The organism is Novosphingobium sp. 11B, assembly GCF_054589055.1.
The window spans coordinates 1-25,535 of sequence record NZ_BAAILP010000055.1 but is presented as its reverse complement, the minus strand read 5'-3'; the positions used below and the strand labels follow the sequence as shown (position 1 = coordinate 25,535).

Sequence of the window (25,535 nt, the reverse complement as noted above, 5' to 3'; positions counted from 1 at the left end):
AACTGCGGCCTGCTCGCCTTCACCGTCCGCAGCGGCACGGCAGTTGCCGATCCGATCCTGATCGATACCAGCAAAAACGTCGTCACCGGGCGCGGCGGCTTCAGCTTCGGCACCGAGGCGGTGGACATGGCCTTTCGCGCCGACGGCAAGAAGATCAGCCTGTTCTCCGGCCAGTCGCCCGTTGGTCTGGGCGGGCATTTCGCCGAGCCTAAGCTGCAGGTCATCACCCCGCAACTTATCGGCCGCGCGGGTGCCGGTCTCGGCCTTGCAATCGTGGCGACTCCGGTGGCCGGGCTGCTCGCCTTCATCGATCCAGGCGATGCCAAGTCTGCGGCCTGCGGGCCTGTTCTTGCTGGCGCCAACGCCAGCGCCCAGCGCACGTCGAAGGGCAAGCCGCGCGACGACGTCGGCAACGGCACTGCGAAGAAGAATCCTTAGCAAGCGTCGGAACCATCGCCCTCGCCGGCCTTTGCTTCTCCAAAGGAGATCATATTTGTTCGGCAGTATCCTCGGTGCGATTGCAGGTAGTCAGGTCGCCCAGCACATGCGCGACGTAGATGGAACCGGCGGCGCCATCCTGGGCGTCGCGGCGATGTCGGCATTGCGCCGCCTCGGTCCCGTCGGCCTGATCGCCGCCGGCGTGGGGGGCTGTGCACCCAAGAAGCGCTTCGAGAAGCGCGACGGGGCAAAAAGGGTTTCGCAGCTCTCGGCCACGCCCTCCATGTTCGTGCGCTGAGTCGCGCACCCATCCGTATTCACGTGCTCGTCGGGATAATCGACTTTGCCGCCTACGGCGGTAGCCTCTGGCTGCGCGAACATCCCGAATATGACCCGCGCGCGCCGCTAACGATTGATCAGGCTGACACGTCGGTCACGCGCGGAAATGTCATGGGGGTGCGCGATGATCGGTAAGCGGTGTCCCGGCTCCACCTTGCCTGTCGCGAAGCTGTGGTTGAAGTGGGAGGATGGAAGAGACCCGCCTTACGACCGCATTGGACACCGACATTGGAGTGCCTCTGAAGCCTGTGCGGCGGATCGAGGTTCTCGCGGGGATGGCAGGCCGCCGTCGCGTCTGGACACTGGAACAGAAGCTCGCGTTGGTCTCGGAGATGGAGCGCAGCGATAATGTCGCGGCTTTTGCTCGTGAGCGGGAGGTCAGCACGGCGCTGCTTTACACATGGCGCAGGGAGCTGCGTTACGCCATGGAAGCCGCCAAGCTGGCCCCGCGCGACGAGCCCATGTTTGTGCCAGATGGCCAAGAGGCTGGAGTCCGGCGGGTTCAAGTGGCCAGCGATCCAGGATGGCGTGATGCGCCTGACAGCAGCCCAACTGGGTGCCTTGCTCGAGGGTCTGGACTGGCGCCGGGTGCATGGTGGACGCCGCCCGATTGCACCGCAGATTGCCGGTTGACGCGGGGTTCTGCTCCTGATTCACTGCCTGCATGCTCATGGAAGCGGACCTTCCCAGCGACGTCGAAGCGCTCCGCGCGCTCGTACTCAAACAAGTCCGCGAGCTTGATGCGCTCAAACTTTTCCAGGCCGAGGTCGAGCGCCTGAAGGCGATCATCGAAGCCCTGCAACGGCATCGGTTCGGCCGCCGTTCCGAGCGGCTCGACCCCGATCAGTTCGAGCTTGTCCTTGAGGAGGTCGAGACCGCTCTCGCCGAGGCGCAGCACGCCCTGGACAAGGCAAACAGGGCACCCGCGGATCGCCCGCGCAAGGCCAACCGGGGCTCGCTGCCTGCTCATCTGGAGCGGATCGAACAGGTCGTCGACATCGAAGATAAGGCATGCCCGTGCTGTCGCGGCGCGCTCCACCAGATCGGTGAGGACGTAGCCGAGCGTCTCGACGTCGTGCCGACCACCTTTCGCGTACTGGTCACCCGCCGGCCGCGCTACGGCTGCCGCTCATGTGAGGGCGCGGTCGTCCAGGCGCCGGCCCCGGGGCGCATCGTCGAGGGTGGCATCCCCACCGAAGCGCTGATCGCGCAGGTGCTGGTTGCCAAGTACGCCGATCACCTGCCGCTTTACCGTCAGGCGCAAATCTACGCCCGTCAGGGCATCCAGCTGGATCGCTCGACCCTGGCGGACTGGGTGGGCCGGGCGGCCTGGTATTTGCGCCCCTTGCGCGATCATATCCTGGAGCGATTGCGACGATCCGAGCGGCTGTTTGCTGACGAGACGACCGCACCGGTGCTCGATCCAGGTCGGGGCCGGACCAAGACCGGCCAGCTCTGGGCCTATGCCCGCGACGATCGACCGTGGGGTGGTGATGGTCCGCCCATGGTGGCCTATGTTTATGCACCCGACCGCAAGGGCGAGCGGGCGGAAACACATCTGGGCGACTTCGCCGGCATCCTGCAGGTCGATGGCTTTGGCGGCTATGCCGCCCTGGCCAAGCGCCGACAGCAGGTGAGCCTGGCTTTCTGCTGGGCACATGTGAGGCGTAAATTCTACGAGTTGGCCGATAGCTCACCGGTCGCGACCGAGGTACTGCGCCGGGTCGCCATGCCCTACGCAATCGAGGACGAGGTTCGCAGCACCTCGGCAGAGCACCGCCGCGCCGTGCGCGCCGAACAGGCACGCGTCATCGTGGATGATCTGCACATCTACCTCGAGGCACGACTTCGTCAGGTCAGCGCCAAAAGCAAGCTCGCCGATGCCATCCGCTACGCGCTCACCCGCTGGCCCGGCCTGTCACTGTTCCTCGATGACGGCCGCGTCGAGATGGATTCCAACACCGTCGAGCGGTCGATCCGTCCGCTAGCTCTCAATCGCAAGAACGCGCTCTTCGCAGGCTCTGACGAGGGCGGCGACAACTGGGCGGTCATCGCCACGCTGGTCGAAAACTGCAAGATCGCCGGCATCAACCCGCATACCTGGCTGACCGAGGCGATCACCAAGCTCGCTAAGGGTCATCCAACAAACGCCGTTAGCGATCTCATGCCCTGGACCGCCGTGGGCTGAGAACATCGCTTACGATCAAATCTGGGTCGCTAGGTGTAAACGGTACGGGAAGGAAGGCATTTACAGCGACTCGGTATGGACAACATAGCGCCAGGGACCGCTGCGGATCGCGTCGAAAGGATAGCAGGTCGCAAGGTCAAGCCGTTCGCCCATTGAATCATCCGGCGGAGCATAGCGGTCCCACCGCACGATGCTCGTACCGGTCACTCGGTAGCGCAGCAGCGTCCCCTCGCGCGTCTGAAGGGTGACAAAATCACCTGTGCGCATGTCATGCAGAAATCTGAAATGGGTGTCGCGGTGAGCGGCTATAACGGCGGTGCCGGCGTGCCCTGGCATTGCGCCGGCCGGGAGCAGCGTCGGGCCGAAAGCGAGGGCTTGGCCCGATCCTCCGCCGAGAACGATGCGCGTCACGCCCAGCCTTGCAACAGATAGACGGGCGACCGGCGCGGTATCGGCCCAGGGCCAGGGCCTGCGAGGCCGGTGGTCGACAAGACTCGCCTCGAAGGCATGGTCCAGCAGTTCTTGTGCGACCGCTGCCTTGGTGGGTATGTACAGCCCCCTGCCGATTTCGACCATTCCGCCCAGGCATAACGCCAGCAACAGGGTCGCCGCGACGCCGTGCCCGCAAAGGGCCACTTTCGAACGGCGCGCAAGCTTGCCGGCGCGGCTCATGCCGCCCTCCGGCGCAGCAGGCAGGCGAAACCGGCAAGGCTCGCGAGCAGGAGGGCCAGCCCCCGTCCGACCAGACCGAGAAAGCCGGTGCCTGTCTGGGGCAGTTCCAGCGCTGCAGCCTGCATCGCGGCGCTATCGCCTGAACCTTGTGGATCAGCGACGTCCGGGGCAGGGCCCTCGCCAAAGAGAGTGTCGAAGTCCCAGCCCGCCGGCAGGTTGATCGGCAGTTCCTCACGCGTCAGACGGGCGCCGGCGGGGCGAGACGGTGTTTCGTCAACCGCGACGAGGCTGGTGCGACTGGTGACGATGGTGCTTTCCATGCCGATCCGTTCGACTTCGGCATCGGCCTGTTCGTCTTCCAGTTTGCCGAGCGCGCGGTCTGCCTCGATGTCGCTGATGCGGCTGCGGGCCCAGACTTTTTCTATGGCCGGGCTAGGCAGAGCGCTCGCCAGATCGACACGTCGCTCCCACGCCTTGCCGCCGATCGTGCCGCTCACGGTCAGGGTGCCCGAAAGGTGGTCGGTACGCCCCACCAGCACCAGCGGCCTGCCGGCATAGACGTCCGGAAGGCGCGAGGGGGTGAGCTCGAGCGAACCGCCTTCAACCCGCACGGAGAGGTCGCGCACTGCGGGATGACTGAGCACGTCGAGCAGCGGCATCATCTTGGCGGTGACTTCCCCCGAGGCGCCGATATGCGTGTAGAGCCCCCCGCCGATCGTCGACATGCGCTCCATCAGGTAGTCGTTTGGCGCCGAGCCTATACCGACCATGAAGACATGGCTGCGGCCCCCATCGGCGCCGATCGCGGCTACCATCTCGCGCTCGTTGGATATTTCCCCGTCGGTCAGGAACACGATCTGGCGCAGGATGGATGGATCGCTGCCGCCACCGGTCGCGGCATCCGCCAGCGCCGCCTTGAGCGCGGGCAGCATCTTCGTTCCGCCCTGCGCCTCCAGCGATCCGGCGAAGCGCCGGGCGAGATCGACCTGGTCAGGCGTGGCGGCGACGCTGTGGTCGAACAGCCGAGTCATAGTATCGTCGAAGCGGATCACGTTGAAGTGGTCCTGCGGTCGCAGCGTACCCAGCGCATGGAGCAGGCTGGCCTTGGCCTCTTCCATCGAATCGCCGCCCATCGAGCCGCTGTTGTCGATCACGAACACCATCTCGCGCGGAGGTGTCGGCAGCGAGGAGGTGTCGGCGGGCGGGGTCACCGAGGCCATCACGTAATCGCCGTTGGCGGTATGCTGCGCGAACAGGCCAAGTGTCGGATCGGCGGAGGCGGAGCGCCATTCCAGAACGAAGTCCCGGTCCGCCGGGACTCTGCCGTCCAGCTTGATCGTGCGATCGCCGAGTGGACCGGTGATATTGACGCGGTGGTAGCGGCTGATGAGGTTGGCGACCTCGAAACCGGGGGCGAGGCGGACCGAAATCGACGTCGGGTTGACCGTTTCTCCAAGTCCCGGAGTGAGCACCGGGGCGGCGGTGACGGCATTGGCGTCGGCGACGGCATCCACCGTTCCCAGCGTGTGCGGCGGTGTATAACGCGGGCCGGCGACCAGCGGCAGTCGGAGCGAGAAGGTGCCGTTGGCCTGGCCTACCGGGGCCTGGTACTCGATAGCGATCAGCACCGTCTCGCCCGGGCCGACGTTGGCGACCATGGTGGTGAACATGTTGGGTCGCTGCTGCTCGACGAGGCCCGCCTTGCGCCCGCTCGCTTTCGCCGCCTCGTAAGTGGCGCGGGCCTTTTCGCGGGGTTCTATGTGGCCGACGATCACGCGCTGGCCTACCACCATCCTGAGCGAATCCACCGCACCGTCCTGCGGCAGTGGATAAAGGTAGCTGGCCTCCATCCACTTGCCCGAGGTGTTGCGGAACGCCTGGACCACGCGCACGCGGGCCGTCTGACCGGTCACGGTCACGTCGATGTCAGTGCCGAGGCGCACGGCGGGCATGCTCCGGACGATGCCTTGGCCACGCAGCATCAGGGTGCCGGTGGCGGGCCCCTCATCGCCCGAAGCGTCGTCGGAGGCGCTCTCGTCGGCAGCGGCCGCGGTGGTTGCGTCAACGGCAAGCGCAATGGGAGCCCCGAAGGCCAGCACGGCGGCGGGGATCAGGGCGCGGCGGAGAGAGAGTGAATGCGGCATCGGATGGCTCCTGCGACTGGGGAGCCCACCCTCTATGCGCAGGGCGGTGCACACAGCCACGAGCAGTTTCAGCCGGTTCCTGCCGAGCCTTGCGCACGGCGACGCAAACTAGCGGAAGGATTGACGCAATGTGCGGATATGTGCGCATATGTACGCATGGACACGACCCTAGGAGATGACCGGCCAGACGCCGAGGGCCTCTCAGTAGAAAGCGCCGAGACCGCGCGGCGCGTACGCGAGGAAATCGCCCGGCGCCGTTTGTCGCGCCAGGCGCTGGCGGACATGGCGCGCATCAGCCTATCGACGCTGGAAAAAGCTCTGGCGGGCAAACGGGCCTTCACGCTCGCCACACTCCTGCGGATCGAGGAAGCGCTGGGCGTCAGCCTTCGTCCCGGCTCTGCGCCAGTGGCGCCGACCGGCGCTGACGTCGCGCCCGAGGCGATGGGGGCTTACGCCCGCTCGGCCGTGACCTGGCTGGAGGGATGCTATCTCACCGTCCGGCCCAGCTTCGGCACCGCAGGCGGCCTGTTCGCATACCTGACGACGATCCGCTGGGTTGCGGAGAGAGCCTGCCTCGGCTTTGCTGAATCGGGCCGTTCGGATTCCCGGTTCGAGCAGGCCGGTCAGATTTCCATGCCCAACCTCTCGGGCCACATCTATCTCGTCACCAACGAGCAGGGGCAGTACCGCCTCGCCATCCTGTCGCGCCCGACGATCGATGGCGGACTGTTCGGCATCCTGACGACCCTCGAAGTGGGCCATGGCTCGCAGCTGGTGCCGGCCGCTGCCCCCATCGCCTTGCGCAAACTGCGCGATGGGGAGGACGCACCGCTTGGCCTGATCACGCCCGACATGCTCTATTTTGCAGAATATCGGGAGATGCTGGATCGCTCGATCGAAGGCGACTTCGCCCGCCTGCACGTTCCCGGATGAGCCGGGCCATGCCGATGGGCCGCTTTCAGAAATGGATGTCGATGTAGTTTGTCAGGCGGCCGCACCATTCCAACTCGCGCAGGCGATAGTATGGCCGCCTTTGGGTGACCGCGGTGATCAAGGTCTTCGTATTCGATGGCTCGGGCTTGCCAGCCTACTACGGATCGCTTCCGTCTTGGCACTAGGCTCAGACTGATCAGGATCGGCTAGTTTTACAGCCGCAGTTTGTAGAGCGGCAGGTAGGACCGGTGAGATTATACCGGTTCGCGCCATTCAGCAGTATCGTGAGTGCCAGCTTGGTCCCACGAACCGGTTCAACCGCACTAAAACCTACCCTTTCGGCCACAATGTAGCAAAGCCTCGACAGCCGTAAGAAAGGCGAGTTTTTTTAAGTCCGACCCTTCCCGGTCGTTCTGCAGCGAATTTTGCGCTACCAGGTGAGGACCGGCAGCTTTCCCATTTTGGATACCTCGGACTGGCCGATTCCAGAATGACAGGTTCCGGCGATATAACTAGTAATTGCCGCCCTTCCCGATCTGAATGACTGACCGGCTGACGCCGGTAGGATCACGAGGCGGGGCTCAAGCCAGTATCTGATTGAAGTCGGAGGGATTCCTCCTCGAAAGAGGATTTTAAACACCTAGGCAATGCTCCTACCGCTCCAGCTTGGTCGCCAGGATCACGCTGGTGCTGGTCCGCTCGATCCCTTCCAGCATGCCGATATCGTCGATCAGGTCGTTCAGATGGCGGCTGTCTTCTGCCTCCAGCATGGCGATGATATCATATTCGCCGCTGATCGCGTGGACGGCCTGCACCCGCGCAATATGTTCCAGCGCGCTTTCCACCTCGCGATGCCAGCGCGGGGCGGTCTTGATCATCATGTGGGCGCGGATACGGCCTGCGGCATAAGCCTCGCCCAGCCGCACGGTATAGCCCGCGACGATGCCCGCCTCTTCCAGCCGGGCAAGGCGCGAGTAGAGCTGGCCGCGCGGGATCGTCAGTTCCTTGGCTAGTTGCGCAATCGGCAGGCGGGCGTCCCGCCGGAGCAGGGCCAGCAGGCTTTCGTCGGTTTCGTCAAGCCGGACGCCGGATTGCAAGTCAATCTCCCGGTCGTTCATCCGCGTAGATCGCCGTTGCGGCCGTACCGCCTGCGGCAATCCACCCACGATACATGCCAAGGTCGTTGATGGCAAACGCAGGGGCGCCATCCAGCCCCATGGCGATCAGCCCGCCGTCGCCGCCGATCGCGCCCACCGCCATGATCGTCGCCTGCGCGGCCTCGGCCAGCGGCTGCTTCAGATAGCCGACCCGGTCGCAGACTTGCCGCGCAGCGCTTTCGCGGATGAAGTATTCGCCCGAGCCGGTGGCGGAAACCGCGCACTGGCCGTTCTTTGCATACGTACCCGCGCCGATGATCGGCGAATCGCCCACGCGGCCCCAGCGCTTGCCGGTCATGCCGCCAGTGGAGGTGGCGGCGGCAAGGTTGCCATCCGCGTCCAGCGCCACCGCGCCTACGGTGCCGAACAGGTGAGTACGGTCAAGCGCGGCCTGATGCGTCTTTTTCCACGTCAGGAACTGCTGCCAGCGCGCCTCGGTGCGGAACCATGAGGGATCGACCTGCTCCAGGCCCTGATCTTTCGAAAAGGCATCGGCGCCCGCGCCCATCAGCATGACGTGCGGGCTATGGTCCATCACTGCGCGCGCCGCGTCTACCGGGTGGCGAGTGCGGGTGATCCCCGCCACGGCACCGGCTTTCAGCGTGGCGCCGTCCATGATCGCGGAATCGAGTTCGTTGCGGCCCTCGGCAGTGAACACTGCGCCGCGCCCGGCGTTGAACATCGGGTCGTCCTCCAGCACCCGCACCGCAGCTTCGACGGCGTCGAGTGAGGCGCCGCCCTTGTCGAGCACTGCCGCGCCCGCGCGCAGGGCGGCATCCAGACCGGCGCGATAGGCCTTTTCCTTTTCAGGCGTCAGGTCGCCGCGCTCGATCACCCCGGCGCCGCCGTGGATGGCGAGCGACCAGAGCGGCACCTGCACCAGCGAGCCGCCCGTCACCGCATAGTTGCGCACGAACGTCGGCGCATCGACCTTGCCCGAGGGCAGGTGCAAGACAGAGCCTGCACCGATTCCGGTCACGCGCACGCGATGGGCCTGCAGCGGCCCGCTGGTCGTTGTGCCGCGCAGGCCGTCCCCGTTGACCAGCCATGCGCCGCCGTCGGGCGCGGTGGCGTAGATGCGCCCGCTGCCGTCCGCCTCCACCGCGATCGCTGCGCTTTCATCGACGCCGAGGCCGAGCAGTGCCGGATCGTCCGGCGCCCGCCCGACCTGCGCCTTGGCGAGGAAGGCAAACAGGCGCCCCAGCCGGTCGCGCTCCTTGAAATGGGTGTCGGTGATCACGCCCTTGAGCGCGGCGACGTGGAGGAAATCGCTCTCGATCGTGTTGGCTGACCCGTGCGGGTCGGGCAGGGCCTCGGCGCTGGTGATGCTGCCGCCGTCCATCGCGCCGTAGAGCTTCTCGCCCAGCATCGCGAGGCCCGCGCTGGTGCCGCCCAGCGGCTTGCCCGACGCGACATGGGCGTCCAGCGCCTCTGCCACGGGGGTGCCGCGCCAGTACCGGACATAGCGCGACTGGTCGCCGCCCGCGATGAAGATGCCGTCGGCGCGGCGCAGCGCGGCGATAATCTTCGGATCGTAGGCGGCCTTGCGGTCGGTAAATACGAAGGTCTCGGCAGAGCGGATGCCGCCGATCTGCTTGTAGAATTCCTCGCCGATCTGGCCGCCCAGCGAGGCGCGCAGGATGACGATATGGCCGCCGCCCGCATGGCCGAAGAACCACTTCATGGCATCGTTGTTGCGATCGCCGCCGCCCATCAGCAGCAGCCCGCCTTCGTGCGTCGTGGCGGCGGACGCATCGACATCGCCCAACACGTAACGCTTATATCCAGGCGCGGCGAGCGCAGGCGCGGCGGCGAACAGGGCACCGGCTCCGGCACCGAGGAAGAGAACACTGGCGAGCTTGCAGGGCGAGGAGAACTTCATCCGTAAGGCCTTTCGGGACAATCGGCGTCCCGAAGGACCTGCGACATTTTGCGCACAGCAGACTGCAATATGTGGCAACAAAATGTCAAACTGATTGAGAATTTCCGCAAAATGTGGTTTCTCAAGCGAAAGGCCGGGTAATGGGGCGCGCAGGGGGCGGGTCCGCCACCGGCTCATGGGGGCTCAATGAATTCTGGTTCGCGCCGTCGCCGTCATGTTCTGACGCTGGGTTGCAGCATCGCCGCGATGTGCTCGCCCGCACTTGCCATGGCGCAGGAACTCGGCACCGCGCCCGAGCCTGCCGCGGAAGAAAGCGGCTCGATCATCGTTACCGGATCGCGCATCCCGCGCGTCTCCAGCGAAGGGCCCGCGCCCGTCACGGTGATCAATTCGCAGACGATCCTGCAGAACGGCTACGCCAGCGTTCCCGACATCCTGCGCGCCGTCACTCAGAACGGCGGCGAGACGCAGAGCCAGCAGTCGTTCAGCGGCGCCAGCTTCACCCCCGGCGCGCAGCAGGTGGACCTTCGCGGGCTTGGCCCCAACCACACGCTGGTGCTGGTCAACGGTCGCCGCATCGCCGACTTCCCGCTGCCGTTCCAGGGCCGCAGCAACTTCACCGACATCTCGAACATCCCGGTCAGCCTGATCGAGCAGGTCGAAGTGCTGAGCGGCAGCGCGTCCGCCATCTACGGCTCGGACGCGATCGCGGGCGTCATCAACTTCAAGCTCAAGGACAAGGTGGACGGAACCACCATCGACTATCGCCACGGCCGCACCGAGCACGGCGGCGGCATGTCGCACCGCCTTTCGGTGACGAGCGGCTGGTCGACTGACCGCTTCCACATCGTGGGCGGCGTTGAATACATGCTCCAGCGTCCGCTGTGGGCCTACCAGCGCAAGATCCAGGACAGCACGGCGGACAACCCGACCACGTCGAGCACGCTCGCCCGCCGTACTTTCCTGCGCTACGATCCCGATGCGGACGAATACGTCGATCCGGGCGCCTCGACCTGCGCGGGCCTGTCCTATCTCAACGGTGGCTCCACCTATTACGCCTCGCGTCCGCGCTACGGAGCCTACGATGACAATCTTGAGGATTACGGTCCGGGCTACTTCTGCGGCAGCAACACCTCGATCGGCTATGGCACCGTGCTGTCGCGGCGCGAGGGCTTCAACAGCTATGCCTCGGCCGGATATGAACTGTCCGACAAGGCGGAGCTGTTCATCGACGCGCAGTTCGGCATCAGCAAGGTGGCGCTGATGTCCGACGTGCTGGACTGGGGTTTCCAGAACAGCTCGGGCAGCAGCGACACCACGTTCTACAACGCCTATGACAATCGCCTCGATGACTGGTATCGCCAGTTCACGCCCGAGGAGTCGGGCGGTTTTGCTAACACCATGACCCGTAACCGCCAGACCACGTTCAGCGTGACGCCGGGCATCAAGGGCAAGCTGTCGGACAAGTGGTCCTACGAGGTCTCGTTCAACCACAGCGAATACCGCGCCAAGGTGGAATTCCCGCAGGTCATCGCGTCGAAGGCGAACGCGCTGTTCTTGGGCGAGCAGATTGGCACCGACGAGGACAGCGGCTATCCGATCTTCGACGCCGATCCCTCGCGTCTCTACAACCCGCTGACCCGCTCGGAATTCGACAGCATCACCGCCTACTCGGTCTATCGGCCCAAGAGCTGGACCGACAACCTGCAGGCCACGCTGACGAGCACCAGTCTGTTCGATCTGCCCGCGGGGCCGGTGGGTTTCGCGGTGGTCGCCGAAGGCGGCAAGCAGGGCTACGATCTCAACCCCGATCCGCTGGCGCTGACCGACTATTATTATGGCCTCAAGGACAGCGACGGCCACGGTTCGCGCAGCCACTGGGCGCTGGGCGGCGAAGTCCGCGTGCCGGTGACGACCTTCCTGCAGCTGTCGGGTGCGGCGCGCTATGACGGTTTCCGCTTTGCGGGCAACACCATCGGCAAGCTGACCTACAACGGCGGCGTCGAGATCCGCCCGATGTCCACGCTGCTGCTTCGCGCCGCCTATGGCACCGGCTTCCGCGCGCCCGACCTGCATTACGTCTTCACTGGTCCGGGCAATACCCACCCCTCGGGCACCGATTACTACCTGTGCCGCACCGAGGAGCCCGACGAGGATATCGGCGACTGCTCCTATTCGGACGAGGGCATCGTCGCCCAGCGCAACGGCAACCGGAATCTCAAGCCCGAGACCAGCAAGTCGATCAATGCCGGCATAGTCTGGCAGCCGCATCGCATGTTTGACGTTTCGGTCGATTACTTCCGCGTCTCGCTGTCGAACCAGGTGCAGGACCTCTCGATCGACCAACTGCTGCGCGACGAGGCCGACTGCCGCATCGGCGAGACCAATTCTGGCAGCGCGGTCGATATCAATTCGCCCACCTGTCAGGATGCGCTTGCCCGTGTGCACCGTTTCACCAGCGGGGTGAGCGAAGGTGAACTGGACTCCGTCTCGGTCAACCCGATCAACATCGCGCACGAGAAGACCAGCGGCATTGACGTGGCGATCCACGCCAACTTGCCGACTGCTGACTTCGGCACGTTCTCGCTTTCGGCCTCGCACACGCATGTGTTCAAGCACAGCTTCCGCCAATATCCGGGTGACGCTTCGATCAACAAGTTGGCCTACGACAGCGGCTATTACCTGCCGCGTGACAAATCGACCGCAAGCGTGACCTGGAACCTCGGACAGCTGACCTGGACGGTGTCGGGAACGCGGCTGGGCAAGCTGCCCAACTATGACGAGGACGCCTACATCAAGGCGAGCTACCTGTTCAACACCAGCGTCCAGTACGACTTCACCGACCACTTGCGCGGCTCGCTGACAGTGAACAACGTGCTCGATACCAATCCGGTGACGGACAATACCTACGCCAGCTATCCCTATTATGACATCAGCTGGTTCGACAGCGTCGGCCGCTCGATCTATCTGCAGATGACGTGGAAGCTGGGCGGGAAGGGCTTCTAACCCTCCATTCTGTCCGAATAAGAACTAGTCATCCCCGCGCAGGCGGGAATCTTGGTCAGCAGGGGGTGATCAGGGGCAAGCCGGTGCTCACGACGTTTGCCGACAAGGCGGAACCGCGCACCGCTGGACCAAGTCAACCGCCAGTTCCATGTCCCGGCGCCGGACATGCTATGGGTCTCCGCCCTAACGCTGGGCGGGGTTCGTCTACGTCGCCTTCGTGATCGATGTCTACGCCCGTTACATCGTGGGTTTTCGAAGGCGGTTGCATCTCCTGAGCCATGTGCGGGTTCCGGATGCTCGCTTGCGCCGCATACTGGGCACGGGTGCCCCAACTTGCAAGCGCTGCGCGAGAACGCTTGCCTGCGCTGAAATAAACACGCCTTCGCGCGTCTCAGCCGCTGTCACCGCCTCGTCATCGCGGGCCTACGCATCGAGCGCGGTTGCTGCAGCCTTTTCGCGGGCACTCTGCGCCAGTTCGACCGCTTGCGTGGCATTTGCAAATGCGCGCGCCCCGTCGGACTCACCCTTGCCTGAGCCTGGCCGAAGATCGCTTGCGAATGCGCCTGCCTCGCGCGTTCGAAAACCAGAAGGGCAGCTTCGTGGTCGGCTTGACGTTCGCCAGCATCGAACAAAACCTGCTTGTGGCGGCTCTGGTCCGTTCACCGTCTTCGCGCCCACCAACGCTGCGTTCGCCAAGCTGCCCAAGGGCACCGTGGATTCGCTGCTGAAGCCTGAAAACAAGGCGATGCTCATGAAAGTCCTGACCTATCACGTCGTCGCGGGACGCATGACCGTCGCCGGCATCGCTGCCAACGCCAAGGCCCACGGCGGGAAAGCCATGCTGAAGACGGTCGAGGGCGAGAATCTGACCGCCTGGAAGGACAAGGCTGGAGCTTGGTGGCTCACCGACGCGAAGGGCGGCAAGGCGAAGATCACCATCGCCAACGTCATGCAGTCGAACGGTGTAATCCACGTGGTCGACACCGTGCTGATGCCCTAACCAAGATATGAACGAGGCATGGGGATTGTGGGACGTTGGCCCGCATCCCCATGCATCGCCTGCATACTTCCAAGCGACAGGATTTTCGAAGCCATGACTTCGAGCGCCTTTCCCCTGGACCGCCGCGCCTTTACGTCAGTAGGTGCGCTTGCCCTGCTCAGTGAAACGATGCCACCTAGCATGGCGAAGGCAGGCTAATTTTTGATAAGGTATGCGGCACATCCGCCCCATCTGCCGCCGCCTCAGGTGAGCGAGTTCCCGTCCCGCAACCACGCCAGCAGCCAGTCCACGAAGCCTCGCACCTCGGCGTGGCCTCGGGTGATGCCGACACGCTCCTCATTCGCCAATGCGCGCGCGATACCGACCAGCATCATCGCCAGCGCCACTGGCGGCAGCACAGCGCTGTCCACGCCCGCGCGCTCCAGCGCACCCGCCAACGCCGCCGCCTGCACGTCGCGCGCTTCCTCGGTGCGAACTGCGATCAGCGGCTTGATCGTCTTGCGGTGATTGGCAAGCGCGATGAACTCCACGCCCAGCGCGGACTGTGCCCAACCCGCCTGATATTCCCACAATGCCGTCACCGGATCGCCGCAGCACAGTATCTGGCCCAGCTCCGCCACCTGCCGTTCGGTCATGCGGCGGTGCAGGTCCACGAACAGATCATGCGTTTCCGGATAATAATAATGGACGAGCGATGCTGTTAGCCCCGCCTCTTTTGCAACGCGCCGCGTACTGACGGCGGCGTAACCCTCTGTCCGCATCAACGCCTCAGTGGCGTCAAGGATCAGCGTCCTCGTCTCGGCGGGCTCGCGCCTTATGCGTTTCTTCTCGCTCACTCTACCCCGTTGACAGATCGTTGATCACTACTAAACACGTGTTCAATAGCAGATCAAAGCTTGGTTATAAAGGTAAGCGAAAAACATGTCTTTCGCCATCGAACCAATCACCTCCGGCCTTGGCGCCTTCGTCCACGTCCGCGCTGAAGATGTCCTGGCGCCCGGCGTGTCCGAGAAAGTGCTGGAGGCGCTCAACCGCTATAATGTGCTGGTCTTCCCGCAGATTCATATGAGCGACGAGACCTTCGCCGCTTTTACTGCCGCGATGGGCGACCAGCATGACCTGTCCGTCACTGCGGACAGTTCCGCCGCCAGCGACAAGGGCATATATCGCATCGCCCTCGACAAAGACGACACGACGCAGCTCGATTATGTGAAAGGCAATGATTATTGGCACATGGACGGCACAGTGTACGACACGCCGGGCAAGGCCACGCTGCTGAAATGTGAAAGCCCGCCAGCCGCGGGCGGTGACACCGAATTCGCCAATCTCTTCGCCGCATGGGATGCCATGCCGCAGGAGCGCAGGCGCGAGTTGGAAGGCAAGCGCGTCGTCCATTGCCTCGCGGCCGTCGGCCGCCTCATGTACGCGCAGCCCAGCGATGCGGATTATGCCCGTTGGGACAGCATCTTCCCGCCAACCGAACATCCGCTTGTCTGGCGCCAGAAGGACGGTCGCACTTCACTCCTGATCGGCTCCACTGCCGACACCATGGTGGGGATGGATCGGGATGCAGGTCGGGCGTTCCTCGACGACCTGCTCGACTGGGCCACCTCCGCCCCGTTCACCTATCGCCACCGCTGGCAAAAGGGCGACCTCGTGATCTTCAACAACCCCGGCCTTCTCCACCGATCCCATCCCTACACGGAGGCGGCGGGCCGCGTCATGCATCGCACTACGCTCAAAGGGCGTGAGATCATCGCATAGTGCGGACCCCGCCCTTTCTCTAGCGACCCATTGTGCCGTACAACAGCCAGTTTCTCCCACCCAGATACAGTCGGTCCGCTTACCCTCTCTGGATACCCAGGTTGGCGAGATGGCGACCGACCGGTGTTGAGCGACGGGCAAGAATTGCTGGGTTTGATACGGCTACTCTTGCGTTGCGTGAACGGTTGAAACCGACGCCAATGCAGGCCTCAGGCAATTTTGCGCAGAAGATAGATGTCCATGATCCAGCCATGTTCCTGGCGTAGTGCGGATCGCCGCTGCATGATGTCATCACCGATCTGCGCCAGCCGCCCCGATATTAATGCCTCATGCTCCATCCCGAGACAAGCGCCCCACCATATCTCGAACTCCGAGCCATCCAGCGTCTGGAACGCCCCGCCTTCGTCCAGCATGACGACGATGGACGTGGCATCGCCCGGCCATCCGTGCGCGCGTAGCAGCCGGCCAGTCGTTATCGTTACAGCTTCGGCCAGCTGGTTCAGCGGAATGGCGTGCGCCGCCGTCAGCGCATGAAGGCTGGAGATGCCCGGCACCACGCGAATGTCAATCGCCATGCCGCCACCGATAAGCCGCCCCGCGATGCGCAGGGTGCTGTCGTAAAGCGAGGGATCCCCCCAGACCAGCAAGGCCAGCCTGCCGCCTTCAGGCAGATGCAGCGCCATCTGCTTTGCCCAGGCTGCGGCGATGGCATTATGCCACGACTGCACGGCATTGATGTATTCACCCCCGGCATCGCGGGTCGGGAGGTCGAATTCCACCACGCGCACCGGTTGGGTCAGTACGGCATCGCAAATGGTGCGCCGCACATCGAGCAGGCCGGATTTCTCGCTACCCTTGCGTGGCAGCAGGATCAGGTCCGCCCCGTTCATGGTGCGGATCGCCTGAACGGTCAGGTGCTCGGGATTGCCGGTGCCGATGCCGATGAGATCAAGCCGGATCACTCGACGGAACCGGCATAGCGCGACCCGGCATGCTGCGGCCGAAAGCGGCGGTCGTAATCCTTGGCGTAGAGGCTGCTTTCGCCGAAGTCCTCCGCCGCCAGTACGCGCCCGACGAGGATCAGCGCGGTCCGCTCCATGCTTCCGGCGACGGCGGCCTCGATCGTTTTCAGCGTTGCGCGCACGATCCGCTGGTCTGGCCAGCTTGCCCGCCACACGACCGCGACAGGGCAATCGGCGCCATAGACCGGCGCAAGATCGGCCACGACCCGCTCAAGATTGTGGACCGACAGATGGATCGCCAGCGTGGCACCTGTCGCAGCGAAGTTGGTAAGGTTTTCGGTGGGCGGCATCGTGCTCGCACGGCCAGGGGTCCGGGTCAGGACGAGCGATTGCGCCAGTGCAGGAAGCGTAAGCTCCGCTTCGAGTGCGGCGGCCGCAGCGGCGAAGGCCGGTACTCCCGGTGTGACGGTAAAGGGAATGTCCAGCGCGCGCAGGCGGCGCAGTTGCTCCCCCATCGCCGACCACACGGACAAGTCCCCCGAATGCAGCCGCGCAACATCGTGTCCCGCCGCATGAGCCTCGGCGATCTCGGCGATGATGGCATCGAGGTCCATTGGCGCGGTGTTGACGATGCGCGCGCCCGGCGGGCAATGCTCCAGCACTTGCGCAGGCACCAGCGACCCCGCGTAGAGGCAAATTGGGCTGGCCGCGATCAGGTCCCTGCCGCGCAGTGTCAGAAGGTCAGGCGCGCCGGGACCGGCGCCGATGAAATGAACGGTCATTCGGAAACTCCCATAGCTATGGCGCATGTCGCCATGCGGTCGCGTGAGATGTGGCGGGGGCCTGCCAAAGCCGCGGCGGCGCCTTCGAAAGCGGCAAGCGCGCTGGCTTCGGCGACGCTTCCCACGCCCCTTGCGGCCTGTGCGGCAGTGGAAACGGTCAGGGTGTGGACTTGGGTCAGTCGTTCAGGCGGTACGGCGATTACCGGCAAGTCCAGCAGGTTGGCCAATTCGGCAAGAGCCTGCGCCTTGTCGGCCACGGTAGCGATATGCGTGACCGGCGGAACGCCTTCGCGCGCCTGCTGATAGGCCGATATCAGCGAGAAGACATCGGCCTCCAAACGAAAGCCGAACCCTGCGACGATCACAGCGCCACGCTCCACTGAACAACCGGATAGCGGGACCGCCAGCCTCGGCGGGAACCCAGCGGCGCGGCATCTGCCAGTTCTATGCGCAGAAGAGTGCCGCCTCGCTCTCCATGCCAGCGGGCGAGCAAGGCTTCGGACTCCAGCGTGACAGCATTGGCAACCAGCCTTGTGCCAGTAGGAAGGCGTTGCCATAAGCCTTTGAGCAACGTGTCCGACAAGCCCCCGCCAACGAAAACTGCGTCCGGCGAAGGTCCTTGTGGCAATACTTGCGGCGCACGGCCAAGGACGAGTTTCAGGCGATCCACGCCCAAAGCCAGAGCATTCGCCTTCGCACGCTCGCCCCGCATGCTGTCTGCCTCGACGGCGCAGGCCGTGTTGGCCGGGTGCGCCAGAAGCCATTCAATGGAAACAGAACCGGACCCTGCCCCGATGTCCCACAAGTGCTCGCCGGGGCGAGGTGCCAATGCGCTCAACGTCAGCGCCCGTAACGGACTCTTGGTGATCTGGCCGTCATGATCGAAGAGATCATCGGGCAACCCACTGCTCACCGGTAAGGCGCATCTTGCTCCGGCCACGGCGATGCCTACCGCCACCGGATGCTGGATGTCATCGAAATGCTGCGCCTGCGCGGCGACACTGCGCACACGCTCGCGCGGACCACCCAGCGCTTCCAGCACATGAAGCGTGGAGGCACCAAAACCACGTTCGACCAGATAGCCGGCCAGCTCTGCCACTGCGCCACCATCGCGCACCAGCACCAAGAGGCGACGCCCCGTCGCAAGGTGAGGACGCAGCCGCTGCACCGGCGCGGCATGGAGGCCAAGGCAGGCGCAGTCCTGCAACGCCCAGCCCAACCGCGCCGCCGCCAGTCCGAAAGTCGAGGGAGCCGGATGCGCGATCCATTCGCCCGGATCGAGATCGCGCGTCAGGCTGCTCCCTGCGCCGAACCAGAACGGATCGCCGGAAACAAGCACCACCACCTTGCGCCCGCGCTCTGCCGTCAGAAGCGGCAAGCCATCGCTGAAGGGCACTGGCCATTGTCGGCTTGGCGCACTAAGGCCCGACAGCAGGGCAAGGTGGCGGGCCGCGCCCATAACCAGTTCCGCCTGCTCCAACGCCTTGCGGCCTGCCGCGCTCAGTCCGTCCGCCGCATCCTCGCCGATGCCCACGATGGTCAACCAGGGGGAAGCGCTTGTGTCAGCCATGCCGAATATCCTGCTGCTGGGCGGCACCACCGAAGCGAGCGCCCTCGCCCGCCTGCTGGCCGAGCATGGCATTACTGTCATGCTGAGCTATGCCGGACGCACGGAGAACCCGCGCGCCCAGCCCGTACCAACGCGCATCGGGGGCTTTGGGGGCGTGGCCGGGCTGGCCGCATACTTGCGCGAACATCGCGTGACACATCTGGTGGACGCCACTCACCCTTTCGCCGCGACAATGAGCGTGCATGCTCTGAAGGCGGCGCGTCTTGCGGGAGTTCCTCATGCCGCGCTCACCCGTCCGGTTTGGCAGACGGCACCGGGGGACAAGTGGAGCAGCACGCCTGATATTGCCAGCGCCGTCGAAGCCCTTTCCGGACCGCCGCGTCGGATTATGCTCGCCCTTGGCCGGATGCATGTGGAGGCTTTCGGCGCCCGGCCAGAGCACCACTATCTGCTGCGTTTCGTCGATACGCCAAGCCAGCCCCCTGCCCTGCCCCATCATACCCTCGTCGTCGATTGCGGGCCGTTTACCGTCGATAATGACACCCGCCTTCTGCGCGACCATGCGATCGACCTTGTGGTCTGCAAGAACGCGGGTGGCAGCGGCGCTGAGGCCAAGCTGGTTGCCGCACGCAATCTCGGCTTGTCGGTGCTGATGATCGAGCGGCCGAAGCTGCCCGCCCGCACCGAGTTCCTCCGCCCAGGAGAGGTGCTCGACTGGATCGGTCATACGCCATTGTCCGGAACCGAACGCGGCGTGTAGAGAATCGGCGGCCCCGGTCGTTCAATCAATCGCGTGCGGCTCGACCCGACGATCACCACGGTGCGCATGTCCGCCATATCCGCGCGGGCTTGCCCCAGTGGGACGATCCGCAGCGTTTCCTCCGGCGTAGACACTGCGTGGGCGAACAGGATGAGGCGTTCGTGGCCGCAGGCGTCGCGCAGCACTTCCAGAACTCTTGCGAAGCCCTCCGGCCTTGCCCGCGATCGCGGATTGTAGAACGCCATGGCAAAGTCCGCTTCCGCCGCTAATCTCAGGCGTCGCTCGATCACGCCCCACGGCTTGAGGTTGTCGGAGAGGTTGATCGCGCAGAAATCATGCCCCAGCGGCGCACCGGCCCGCGCGGCAGCGGCGAGCATGGCGGTAATCCCCGGCAGCACACGGATGTCGAGGTCAAGCCACAATTGCGGCCCCGCTTCCAGTGCCTCGAACAGCGCAGAGGCCATGGCGAAAACCCCCGGATCGCCGGAGGACACAACGACAACCCTGCGCCCCCGCACTGCAAGATCGAGCGCAAACGCTGCCCGGTCCAGTTCCACGCGGTTGTCGGAAGGATGCAGCGTCAACCCCGGACGCGGGGCCACTCGCGCAACATAGGGAATGTAGCCGACCACGTCAGTCGCATCGGCCAGAACTGCGGTCACTTCGGGCGTCACCAAAGCCTCGTTGCCCGGCCCTAGCCCGACGACGGCAACCCATCCTTGCTCGACAGCCCTTGTCATGGACGCCGCCCCTGTCCGTGGATCAGCAGGATCGAGAAATAAGGCGCGACCTCTTGCGCATCGACCAGTCGCGTTACGCTCTGCCCCGGCATTGCGGCGTGTTCGACGAGCCATGCGGCCTGCTCGCGCCCGGCTGCGGCTACTGCACGGCGCAGCTTGGGCAAATTGCGGCCGATCTTCATGACGACAAGGGCATCGGTATCACGGATGCGCCGCACCAGTTCCTCTTCGGGCAGCGTCGCCATCGCCACCGTCAGCACATCATCGCCCCAGGTGATCGGCACGCCCGTGGCGTTCCATGCGCCCGCCATGCCGGTGATTCCGGGAACTACCTCCACCGGAATCTGGCCCGACAGGCGGCTGTGAAGGTGCATGAACGATCCGTAGAAGAACGGATCGCCTTCGCACAGCACCACTACGTCTTCACCGCTGCGGGTCGCCGCCAGCAGCCGGTCGGTGCATTCGGCATAGAAGTCCGAAAGGCAGGCGTTGTAGCGCGGATCGGCCAGTGGGATCTCGGTGGTGACCGGGTATTCCATGGCGATCTCGACCGCGTCGGCGCGCAGCAGACCCTGCGCAATGCGGCGAGCGTGGCCGGAGCGGCCCTTCTTGCGGAAATAGGCGATCTGCCGGGTGCCGCGCACCAATCGATCCGCGCGCACGCTCATGAGGTCTTCCGCGCCGGGACCAAGGCCGACGCCGTGAACCGTCCCGTACTTCTCTGACCCGCTCATTCGGCGCGGCTCGCAAGGGCGTTGACTGCGGCGACGGTGATAGCGCTGCCACCAAGGCGACCTGCGACGATGCAGCAGGGAACAGGTGCCTCCGCCCACAAGGCGTCCTTGGATTCGGCAGCTCCCACAAAGCCCACCGGACAGCCGATGATCGCCGCCGGGCGTGGGCAAGCTGGGTCCTGCAGCATGTTGAGCAAGTGAAACAATGCCGTAGGCGCATTGCCGATGGCCACCACTGCGCCTGCCAGATGCGGCCGCCACAATTCCAGCGCGGCGGCAGAGCGCGTATTGCCCATGACGCGCGCCATTTCCGGCACTTCGGGGTTCGCCAGTGTGCAGATCACCCGGTTGTCGGCAGGCAGACGCGCTCTGGTCACGCCTTCGGACACCATGCGCGCATCGCACAAGATCGGCGCGCCTGCGACCAGCGCCTTGCGCGCAGCCAAGGCGAAACCGTCCGAAAAACGGATATACGCCTCGAGCCCCGCCATGCCTGCCGCATGAATCATCCGTACCGCGACAGGCTCTTCCTCGGCATCGAAGCGCGCGAGATCGGCCTCGGCACGGATGATGGCGAAGGACTGGCGATAGATCGCGGCGCCGTCCTTCTCGTAGACATGCGGCATCAGGAAGCTCCAAGGCGGGCGAGAATTTCGGCGCTGTCCAGCCCTCGGTACAGCGGTTCGGCATCGGCACGGGCACCGAAAGCAAGATCGTAGCGCCCGCTGCGGCCCGTCACCGTCACATCGGCAGGCAGCGGACTGGCGCAGCCCTTCGCGCAGCCGGAGACATGCAGACGCCCCCGCACGACCGGCGCGAGCTGGCGCGCCAGATCGCGCGTCTCCACGCTGGCTTGTGGGCATGTGGGCGCTCCGGGGCAGGCATCGACGCGCAGCAACGGGTCGGCAGGGTCAGTCGAAAGGCCGGGAACGTCGAGCAAGGATGCACCTTCGACAAGGAGCACTCGCCAAGGCGTCAGGCGCAGCCCGGTAACGCCTAAGCGCTGCATCAGGGCCAGCAAAGTCCGGGCTTCAATGCGACCGAATGGCAGGCCATAAGCAACGTGTCCGCGGCCCTCACCCGGTGCGAGCGACGCGGGAGAAGAGGCTGGCCGCGTATCGCCCATGGCCCAAACAGGCAAAGGAGCGCCGTGCTGGACCATCCGCTTGGCCTGAACGCCTCCGCTGTCGACGAACCATCGGGCGAGCGCCAGCAGGGCATCGACCTCTCTCCCAATAGTGAGGCGCACACCTTCGGCACGTCCATCAGCACGCAGTACCAAGGTGCCATCGCAGCCGCGCTCTACACGAAAATCGCCCGCTTCGCAGGCCACCGCCGAAACTTCTCCGGCGTCGATGACGAAACCGACTTTGCCGGGCAACTGTGGGAACTCCGTCAGCCGGTCACGCAGTTCATTCGCAATTCGCACGGTGTCGTCGCCCGCCTGCCATTCCGGAGCGACGAGGATGTTCCGGCGGCCCTCCCGCTCACCATCGCGATCGACAAGGCTCAATGTACACAGGCACTCCAGCAGAGCGGGCCACTGCGCCTCGCTCACACCGCGGATCTGCAGGTTGGCGCGTCGTGTCAGGTCTATCAGGCCGCTGCCATGCGTCAGCGCCGCCTCGCACAAGGCCACCGCTTGCGTAGCGCTCATCCGGCCAAGGTGCGGCTTGACCCGCATCAGCAGCCCATCGCCCGCCGCCATCGGATGCCAGGCATCGGGGCACCAACCCCTTATCACTCCCTCTCCCTGCGCCCTCACAGCCATCCCACCTCGTGCACCGGACCGAAACGAGGATAGGGCTTGCCGACGACAGCCGACCGACGCGGGCCGACGGGCGGGCGCAACAGGCACCCGGCGACACGCGCACGTGCAGCCCCAGCCGCACAGCTTCGTCGCCCAGACGGAAGAACAACCGTGCCGTGACCATCCCCTGGACCAAGGCAAGAGCGACCAGTGCGCCGGCAGGTCTCCTGGCTCGCGGGTCACGGCTTGATGCACGCCTTCCCGGACTTTGCAGCCCAGTGGCTGCCCTTTCGAAAGGGCCAGTGCATCGCGCTACCCGCTTACAGTTGCAGGGACAGCCGCGGATTTGGGGGCAAGCCCCCGCACCGCATTCCCGATTAAGCCCCGTCAGGGGCACCGGCGCGATCATGTTTTACAGTTGGAAACCAATTGCAAAGCCGCCCTTACAGTGATCCAGCGCATGCACAAGGTGCAATAGCTTTTCATCGCTACGTATGAACCGACCCTTTCCGGCCGCTCAGCGGCCAATTTTTCGCTACTAGGTTCGGAAAGTCCGGTTTCTTATCATGGCGCCCATGGCTCGCCGTAGATGGGGCCAAGTCGCGGGCAGCAAAGTGCATCAGCAATCTGCTTCCCCTTATCGGCGCTGGATATCTCAGTGATTGGAAATATGCTCTCCCAAATGACGTCCAGCGATGTAACCGAAGGTCATGCTTGACCCTAATGTGCCGCCCGCTCCGCCGTAGACGTCGCCCAGCACCGCCGCCATCGCGTTGCCCGTAGCGTAAAGACCGGGGATCGGGTTGCCGCTCCAGCCGATAACCTGAGCTTCAGCGTTGGTCTTGCGACCGCCTGCAGTGCCCAGCCCGCCAGCTTCCATCTTGACCGCGAAGTACGGCCCCTGATCGATCTTGCCCAAAGTGCGGAACGGCGCTTCGAATGCGGTATCGCCCCACATATAAAAGTTACTTCAGCTTGAACTCGAGTTTGCGAAGCGTCCCCGAGAACCGGCTGCTCGCGATCGTGTAGTCGCAGTTTACCGGGGTGATGGTGTCCATGCCGACGTCGAACCCCTCGGTATGAGACATCCAGCCCCGGATCGTACGCCCGATCCGCCCGCTGCCGACCGGCTTACCATCGATGCTGATCGTCAGCGTGCCGCCCGAGCCCAGCTCCTGCTTGTCCGCTTGGAAAGCCGCAGTCAGGCTATGGTGACCTGCCGCAACCGGCTGCGCCGCGCGGATGGTGAACTGGTCCGTCCCCACCGCATTGTAGTGGAACACCGGCACCCCGTCCTTCAGGTAGAAGGCATAGCCGCCGAAGCGCCCGCCCTGCGTCACCAGCACGCCTTGCGCTCCTGCGGGCAGATCCACGTCGGCGTCGATCGTGAAGGATTTGCCGATGGTGTGCGGCGCGGCGTCCTCGTTCAGATGGCTGAGCGGGGCGAGATAGGTGAACTCGGTGCGGTTGCCGCCAAGCGTCGGACGGCCCTCTGCACCCTGGCTGTAGTCGTGGATCGGCAGGATGTTGTTCGCCGCCGCCTCCTTCCAGAACAGATCCTGCAGTTCCTTGAGCTTCGCCGGGTTCTTCGCTGCAAGGTCGTTGGCGGTGGTGAAGTCCTTGTCGAGATTGAACAGGGTCCACTTGCGGTTCTCCGGGCCGACGCCAAGCTTGCGGTCCTCGCCCACGCCCACTTCCCACGCCATGCGCTTGGGCAAGGTGCCCGCCATCCAGCCATCGTGGTAGATGCCGAAGTTCTCCATCATCTCGTAGACTTGCGTGCGCCGCGCGGAAGGGGCCTTGGGCGCCGCGAAGCTGTAGGCAAGGCTGATGCCGTCGATCGGCTGCTGCTTCACGCCCTGCACGGTTTCGGGCGCCTTGACGCCTGCCGCCTCAAGGATCATCGGCGCGACGTCGCTGACATGGGCGTACTGGCTGCGGAAGGTGCCGCCGTCGCGGATGCGTGCGGGCCATGACACGACCATGCCGTTGCGCGTGCCGCCCGCCTGCGAAGCGATCTGCTTCCACCACGGATAGGGGCTGTTCATCGCCCAGGCCCATGCAGCGTTGAAGTGGTTGTAGACGTAAGGCCCGCCGATCTCGTCGTAGTGCGAGGCGAGTTCGGCGAAGGTCTCCTGGTGCCCGGTGATCGCGGACTGTTCGAAGGCAAGGCCGTCGAGACCGCCTTCGGCGCTCGATCCGTTGTCGCCCTCGATATAGACGATCATCGTGTTGTCGTACTGGCCGCTGTCCTTCAGCGACTGGATCAGGCGGCCGGTCTCATGATCGGCATAAGCGACGGTGGCGGCATAGGCCTCCATCAGCCGGGCGTAGACCTTGCGGTGCTCGGCATCGAGCGAATCCCAGGCGGGCAGCGAAGCCGGTCGCGGGGAGAGCACGGAATCCTTCGGGATCAGGCCCATCGCCTTCTGGCGCCGGAAGGTTTCCTCGCGGACCTTGTCCCAGCCCTGGTCGAACTTGCCCTTGTACTTGTCCAGCCATTCCTGCGGCGCCTGATGCGGCGTGTGCGCCGCACCAGAGGCGTAATACATGAAGAACGGCTTGCCCGGCGCGCTGGCCTCGTGGCGTTGCAGCCAGCCGATCGCGTGGTCGGCGATGTCGCGCTCGAAGTGGTAGCCTGGCTGGTCGGGCTGATCGACCGGCTTCTCGTTCTCGACGAGGTTGGGGTTCCACAAAGAGGTATCGGCCGAGAG

The 25,535-nt window shown here is 64.8% G+C and carries 22 protein-coding genes, 4 pseudogenes and 1 riboswitch; of the genes and pseudogenes, 11 read left to right on the top strand and 15 right to left on the bottom strand.

The window, feature by feature from the left end; genetic code table 11:
• The 5 genes and pseudogenes from ACYPYD_RS04570 to tnpC form a co-directional block, all read left to right on the top strand.
• Positions 1 to 438: pseudogene (locus ACYPYD_RS04570) on the top strand (AsmA family protein); the annotation flags it as partial.
• 55 nt (positions 439 to 493) lie between these two features.
• The gene (locus ACYPYD_RS04565; RefSeq protein WP_459662256.1) at positions 494 to 736 is read left to right on the top strand and encodes a hypothetical protein; all 243 of its coding nucleotides are present in this window, start codon (positions 494 to 496) and stop codon (positions 734 to 736) included.
• A 229-nt stretch (positions 737 to 965) separates the two neighbouring features.
• Positions 966 to 1,211, top strand: a pseudogene (locus ACYPYD_RS04560) (transposase); the annotation flags it as partial.
• Positions 1,126 to 1,410, top strand: coding sequence for an IS66 family insertion sequence element accessory protein TnpB (gene tnpB / locus ACYPYD_RS04555; protein WP_459662255.1), 285 nt, complete (start codon positions 1,126 to 1,128; stop codon positions 1,408 to 1,410). The pseudogene ACYPYD_RS04560 and the gene tnpB, both read left to right, overlap by 86 nt.
• 31 nt (positions 1,411 to 1,441) lie before the next feature.
• Positions 1,442 to 2,965, top strand: coding sequence for an IS66 family transposase (gene tnpC / locus ACYPYD_RS04550; RefSeq protein WP_459662253.1), 1,524 nt, complete (start codon positions 1,442 to 1,444; stop codon positions 2,963 to 2,965).
• A gap of 60 nt (positions 2,966 to 3,025) precedes the next feature.
• On the opposite strand, the gene ACYPYD_RS04545 is transcribed toward tnpC, so the two are convergent.
• The gene (locus ACYPYD_RS04545) at positions 3,026 to 3,637 is read right to left on the bottom strand and encodes a class GN sortase (protein WP_459662252.1); all 612 of its coding nucleotides are present in this window, start codon (positions 3,635 to 3,637) and stop codon (positions 3,026 to 3,028) included.
• The gene (locus ACYPYD_RS04540; RefSeq protein ID WP_459662251.1) at positions 3,634 to 5,781 is read right to left on the bottom strand and encodes a marine proteobacterial sortase target protein; all 2,148 of its coding nucleotides are present in this window, start codon (positions 5,779 to 5,781) and stop codon (positions 3,634 to 3,636) included. The genes ACYPYD_RS04545 and ACYPYD_RS04540 overlap by 4 nt, the downstream gene beginning before the upstream one ends.
• Positions 5,782 to 5,937: 156 nt before the next feature.
• Between ACYPYD_RS04540 and ACYPYD_RS04535 the strand changes: the two genes are divergently transcribed.
• Positions 5,938 to 6,714 carry a helix-turn-helix domain-containing protein gene (locus ACYPYD_RS04535; protein ID WP_459662250.1) on the top strand — a complete coding sequence of 259 codons (777 nt, stop codon included), beginning with the start codon at positions 5,938 to 5,940 and terminating at the stop codon, positions 6,712 to 6,714.
• A 653-nt stretch (positions 6,715 to 7,367) separates the two neighbouring features.
• Here the strand turns inward: ACYPYD_RS04535 and ACYPYD_RS04530 are convergent.
• Together ACYPYD_RS04530 and ACYPYD_RS04525 are read right to left on the bottom strand one after the other, a co-directional pair.
• Positions 7,368 to 7,811 (bottom strand): Lrp/AsnC family transcriptional regulator, encoded by a 444-nt coding sequence (locus tag ACYPYD_RS04530; RefSeq protein ID WP_036530646.1) that lies wholly within the window; start codon positions 7,809 to 7,811, stop codon positions 7,368 to 7,370.
• Between the two features lies 1 nt (position 7,812).
• On the bottom strand, positions 7,813 to 9,753 hold the full coding sequence (locus ACYPYD_RS04525; RefSeq protein WP_459662249.1) for an isoaspartyl peptidase/L-asparaginase: 1,941 nt from the start codon (positions 9,751 to 9,753) through the stop codon (positions 7,813 to 7,815).
• Between the two features lie 186 nt (positions 9,754 to 9,939).
• Here ACYPYD_RS04525 and ACYPYD_RS04520 point away from each other — a divergent pair, with 186 nt between their 5' ends.
• From ACYPYD_RS04520 to ACYPYD_RS04510, 3 genes and pseudogenes are all read left to right on the top strand, one after another.
• Positions 9,940 to 12,759, top strand: a complete 2,820-nt coding sequence (locus ACYPYD_RS04520) for a TonB-dependent receptor plug domain-containing protein (protein ID WP_459662248.1) — start codon at positions 9,940 to 9,942, stop codon at positions 12,757 to 12,759.
• 50 nt (positions 12,760 to 12,809) lie between these two features.
• A pseudogene (locus ACYPYD_RS04515) lies at positions 12,810 to 13,015 on the top strand (IS3 family transposase); the annotation flags it as partial.
• A 390-nt stretch (positions 13,016 to 13,405) separates the two neighbouring features.
• Positions 13,406 to 13,759: pseudogene (locus tag ACYPYD_RS04510) on the top strand (fasciclin domain-containing protein); the annotation flags it as partial.
• A 242-nt stretch (positions 13,760 to 14,001) separates the two neighbouring features.
• Here ACYPYD_RS04510 and ACYPYD_RS04505 read toward each other — a convergent pair.
• Positions 14,002 to 14,595 carry a TetR/AcrR family transcriptional regulator gene (locus tag ACYPYD_RS04505; protein WP_459662247.1) on the bottom strand — a complete coding sequence of 198 codons (594 nt, stop codon included), beginning with the start codon at positions 14,593 to 14,595 and terminating at the stop codon, positions 14,002 to 14,004.
• An 85-nt stretch (positions 14,596 to 14,680) separates the two neighbouring features.
• On the opposite strand from ACYPYD_RS04505, the gene ACYPYD_RS04500 reads away from it, so the two are divergent.
• A complete protein-coding gene (locus tag ACYPYD_RS04500) occupies positions 14,681 to 15,523 on the top strand; it encodes a TauD/TfdA dioxygenase family protein (protein ID WP_459662246.1) in 843 nt (280 codons plus the stop codon).
• A gap of 209 nt (positions 15,524 to 15,732) precedes the next feature.
• Here the strand turns inward: ACYPYD_RS04500 and cobF are convergent, their stop codons facing one another.
• The 4 genes from cobF to cbiE are packed head-to-tail and all read right to left on the bottom strand — an operon-like array spanning position 15,733 to position 18,837.
• On the bottom strand, positions 15,733 to 16,485 hold the full coding sequence (gene cobF, locus ACYPYD_RS04495; protein ID WP_036530592.1) for a precorrin-6A synthase (deacetylating): 753 nt from the start codon (positions 16,483 to 16,485) through the stop codon (positions 15,733 to 15,735).
• Positions 16,482 to 17,267: a precorrin-4 C(11)-methyltransferase gene (gene cobM, locus ACYPYD_RS04490; protein WP_036530590.1), complete on the bottom strand. Its 786-nt coding sequence runs from the start codon at positions 17,265 to 17,267 to the stop codon at positions 16,482 to 16,484. Before cobM ends, cobF begins: the two co-directional genes overlap by 4 nt.
• The gene (locus ACYPYD_RS04485) at positions 17,264 to 17,632 is read right to left on the bottom strand and encodes a cobalamin biosynthesis protein (protein WP_459662245.1); all 369 of its coding nucleotides are present in this window, start codon (positions 17,630 to 17,632) and stop codon (positions 17,264 to 17,266) included. The genes cobM and ACYPYD_RS04485 overlap by 4 nt, the downstream gene beginning before the upstream one ends.
• Positions 17,629 to 18,837, bottom strand: coding sequence for a precorrin-6y C5,15-methyltransferase (decarboxylating) subunit CbiE (cbiE, locus tag ACYPYD_RS04480; protein ID WP_459662244.1), 1,209 nt, complete (start codon positions 18,835 to 18,837; stop codon positions 17,629 to 17,631). Before cbiE ends, ACYPYD_RS04485 begins: the two co-directional genes overlap by 4 nt.
• Here cbiE and ACYPYD_RS04475 point away from each other — a divergent pair.
• A complete protein-coding gene (locus tag ACYPYD_RS04475; protein WP_459662243.1) occupies positions 18,836 to 19,597 on the top strand; it encodes a cobalt-precorrin-6A reductase in 762 nt (253 codons plus the stop codon). The two genes, cbiE and ACYPYD_RS04475, sit on opposite strands and share 2 nt — an antisense overlap.
• Here the strand turns inward: ACYPYD_RS04475 and cobJ are convergent.
• The 6 genes from cobJ to ACYPYD_RS04445 all read right to left on the bottom strand — a co-directional run.
• Positions 19,561 to 20,337 (bottom strand): precorrin-3B C(17)-methyltransferase, encoded by a 777-nt coding sequence (gene cobJ, locus ACYPYD_RS04470; protein ID WP_459662242.1) that lies wholly within the window; start codon positions 20,335 to 20,337, stop codon positions 19,561 to 19,563. The two genes, ACYPYD_RS04475 and cobJ, sit on opposite strands and share 37 nt — an antisense overlap.
• Positions 20,334 to 21,071 carry a precorrin-2 C(20)-methyltransferase gene (cobI, locus tag ACYPYD_RS04465; RefSeq protein ID WP_036530585.1) on the bottom strand — a complete coding sequence of 246 codons (738 nt, stop codon included), beginning with the start codon at positions 21,069 to 21,071 and terminating at the stop codon, positions 20,334 to 20,336. Before cobI ends, cobJ begins: the two co-directional genes overlap by 4 nt.
• Positions 21,068 to 21,697 (bottom strand): precorrin-8X methylmutase, encoded by a 630-nt coding sequence (locus tag ACYPYD_RS04460; RefSeq protein ID WP_459662241.1) that lies wholly within the window; start codon positions 21,695 to 21,697, stop codon positions 21,068 to 21,070. The genes cobI and ACYPYD_RS04460 overlap by 4 nt, the downstream gene beginning before the upstream one ends.
• The gene (locus ACYPYD_RS04455; RefSeq protein ID WP_459662240.1) at positions 21,697 to 22,779 is read right to left on the bottom strand and encodes a cobalamin biosynthesis protein CobG; all 1,083 of its coding nucleotides are present in this window, start codon (positions 22,777 to 22,779) and stop codon (positions 21,697 to 21,699) included. Before ACYPYD_RS04455 ends, ACYPYD_RS04460 begins: the two co-directional genes overlap by 1 nt.
• Positions 22,780 to 23,021: 242 nt before the next feature.
• Positions 23,022 to 23,237: riboswitch (cobalamin riboswitch) on the bottom strand.
• Between the two features lie 239 nt (positions 23,238 to 23,476).
• Positions 23,477 to 23,740 carry an FAD-binding protein gene (locus ACYPYD_RS04450; protein ID WP_459662239.1) on the bottom strand — a complete coding sequence of 88 codons (264 nt, stop codon included), beginning with the start codon at positions 23,738 to 23,740 and terminating at the stop codon, positions 23,477 to 23,479.
• Positions 23,741 to 23,786: 46 nt separating this feature from the next.
• Positions 23,787 to 25,535, bottom strand: a 1,749-nt coding sequence (locus tag ACYPYD_RS04445; protein WP_459662238.1) for a sulfatase-like hydrolase/transferase, incomplete at its 5' end; no start/stop codon positions are given.

Excerpts from the sequence above, each read along its gene's own strand:
- cobM (WP_036530590.1), bottom strand. The coding sequence starts at position 17,267 with ATGACCGTTCATTTCATCGGCGCCGGTCCCGGCGCGCCTGACCTTCTG.
- tnpC (WP_459662253.1), top strand. The coding sequence starts at position 1,442 with ATGCTCATGGAAGCGGACCTTCCCAGCGACGTCGAAGCGCTCCGCGCG.
- cbiE (WP_459662244.1), bottom strand. The coding sequence starts at position 18,837 with ATGGCTGACACAAGCGCTTCCCCCTGGTTGACCATCGTGGGCATCGGC.
- tnpB (WP_459662255.1), top strand. The coding sequence starts at position 1,126 with ATGTCGCGGCTTTTGCTCGTGAGCGGGAGGTCAGCACGGCGCTGCTTT.
- ACYPYD_RS04455 (WP_459662240.1), bottom strand. The coding sequence starts at position 22,779 with ATGGCGGCGGGCGATGGGCTGCTGATGCGGGTCAAGCCGCACCTTGGC.
- ACYPYD_RS04540 (WP_459662251.1), bottom strand. The coding sequence starts at position 5,781 with ATGCCGCATTCACTCTCTCTCCGCCGCGCCCTGATCCCCGCCGCCGTG.
- ACYPYD_RS04545 (WP_459662252.1), bottom strand. The coding sequence starts at position 3,637 with ATGAGCCGCGCCGGCAAGCTTGCGCGCCGTTCGAAAGTGGCCCTTTGC.
- ACYPYD_RS04460 (WP_459662241.1), bottom strand. The coding sequence starts at position 21,697 with ATGCCGCATGTCTACGAGAAGGACGGCGCCGCGATCTATCGCCAGTCC.
- ACYPYD_RS04520 (WP_459662248.1), top strand. The coding sequence starts at position 9,940 with ATGAATTCTGGTTCGCGCCGTCGCCGTCATGTTCTGACGCTGGGTTGC.
- ACYPYD_RS04535 (WP_459662250.1), top strand. The coding sequence starts at position 5,938 with ATGGACACGACCCTAGGAGATGACCGGCCAGACGCCGAGGGCCTCTCA.
- cobJ (WP_459662242.1), bottom strand. The coding sequence starts at position 20,337 with ATGACAAGGGCTGTCGAGCAAGGATGGGTTGCCGTCGTCGGGCTAGGG.
- ACYPYD_RS04500 (WP_459662246.1), top strand. The coding sequence starts at position 14,681 with ATGTCTTTCGCCATCGAACCAATCACCTCCGGCCTTGGCGCCTTCGTC.
- ACYPYD_RS04525 (WP_459662249.1), bottom strand. The coding sequence starts at position 9,753 with ATGAAGTTCTCCTCGCCCTGCAAGCTCGCCAGTGTTCTCTTCCTCGGT.
- cobI (WP_036530585.1), bottom strand. The coding sequence starts at position 21,071 with ATGAGCGGGTCAGAGAAGTACGGGACGGTTCACGGCGTCGGCCTTGGT.
- ACYPYD_RS04475 (WP_459662243.1), top strand. The coding sequence starts at position 18,836 with ATGCCGAATATCCTGCTGCTGGGCGGCACCACCGAAGCGAGCGCCCTC.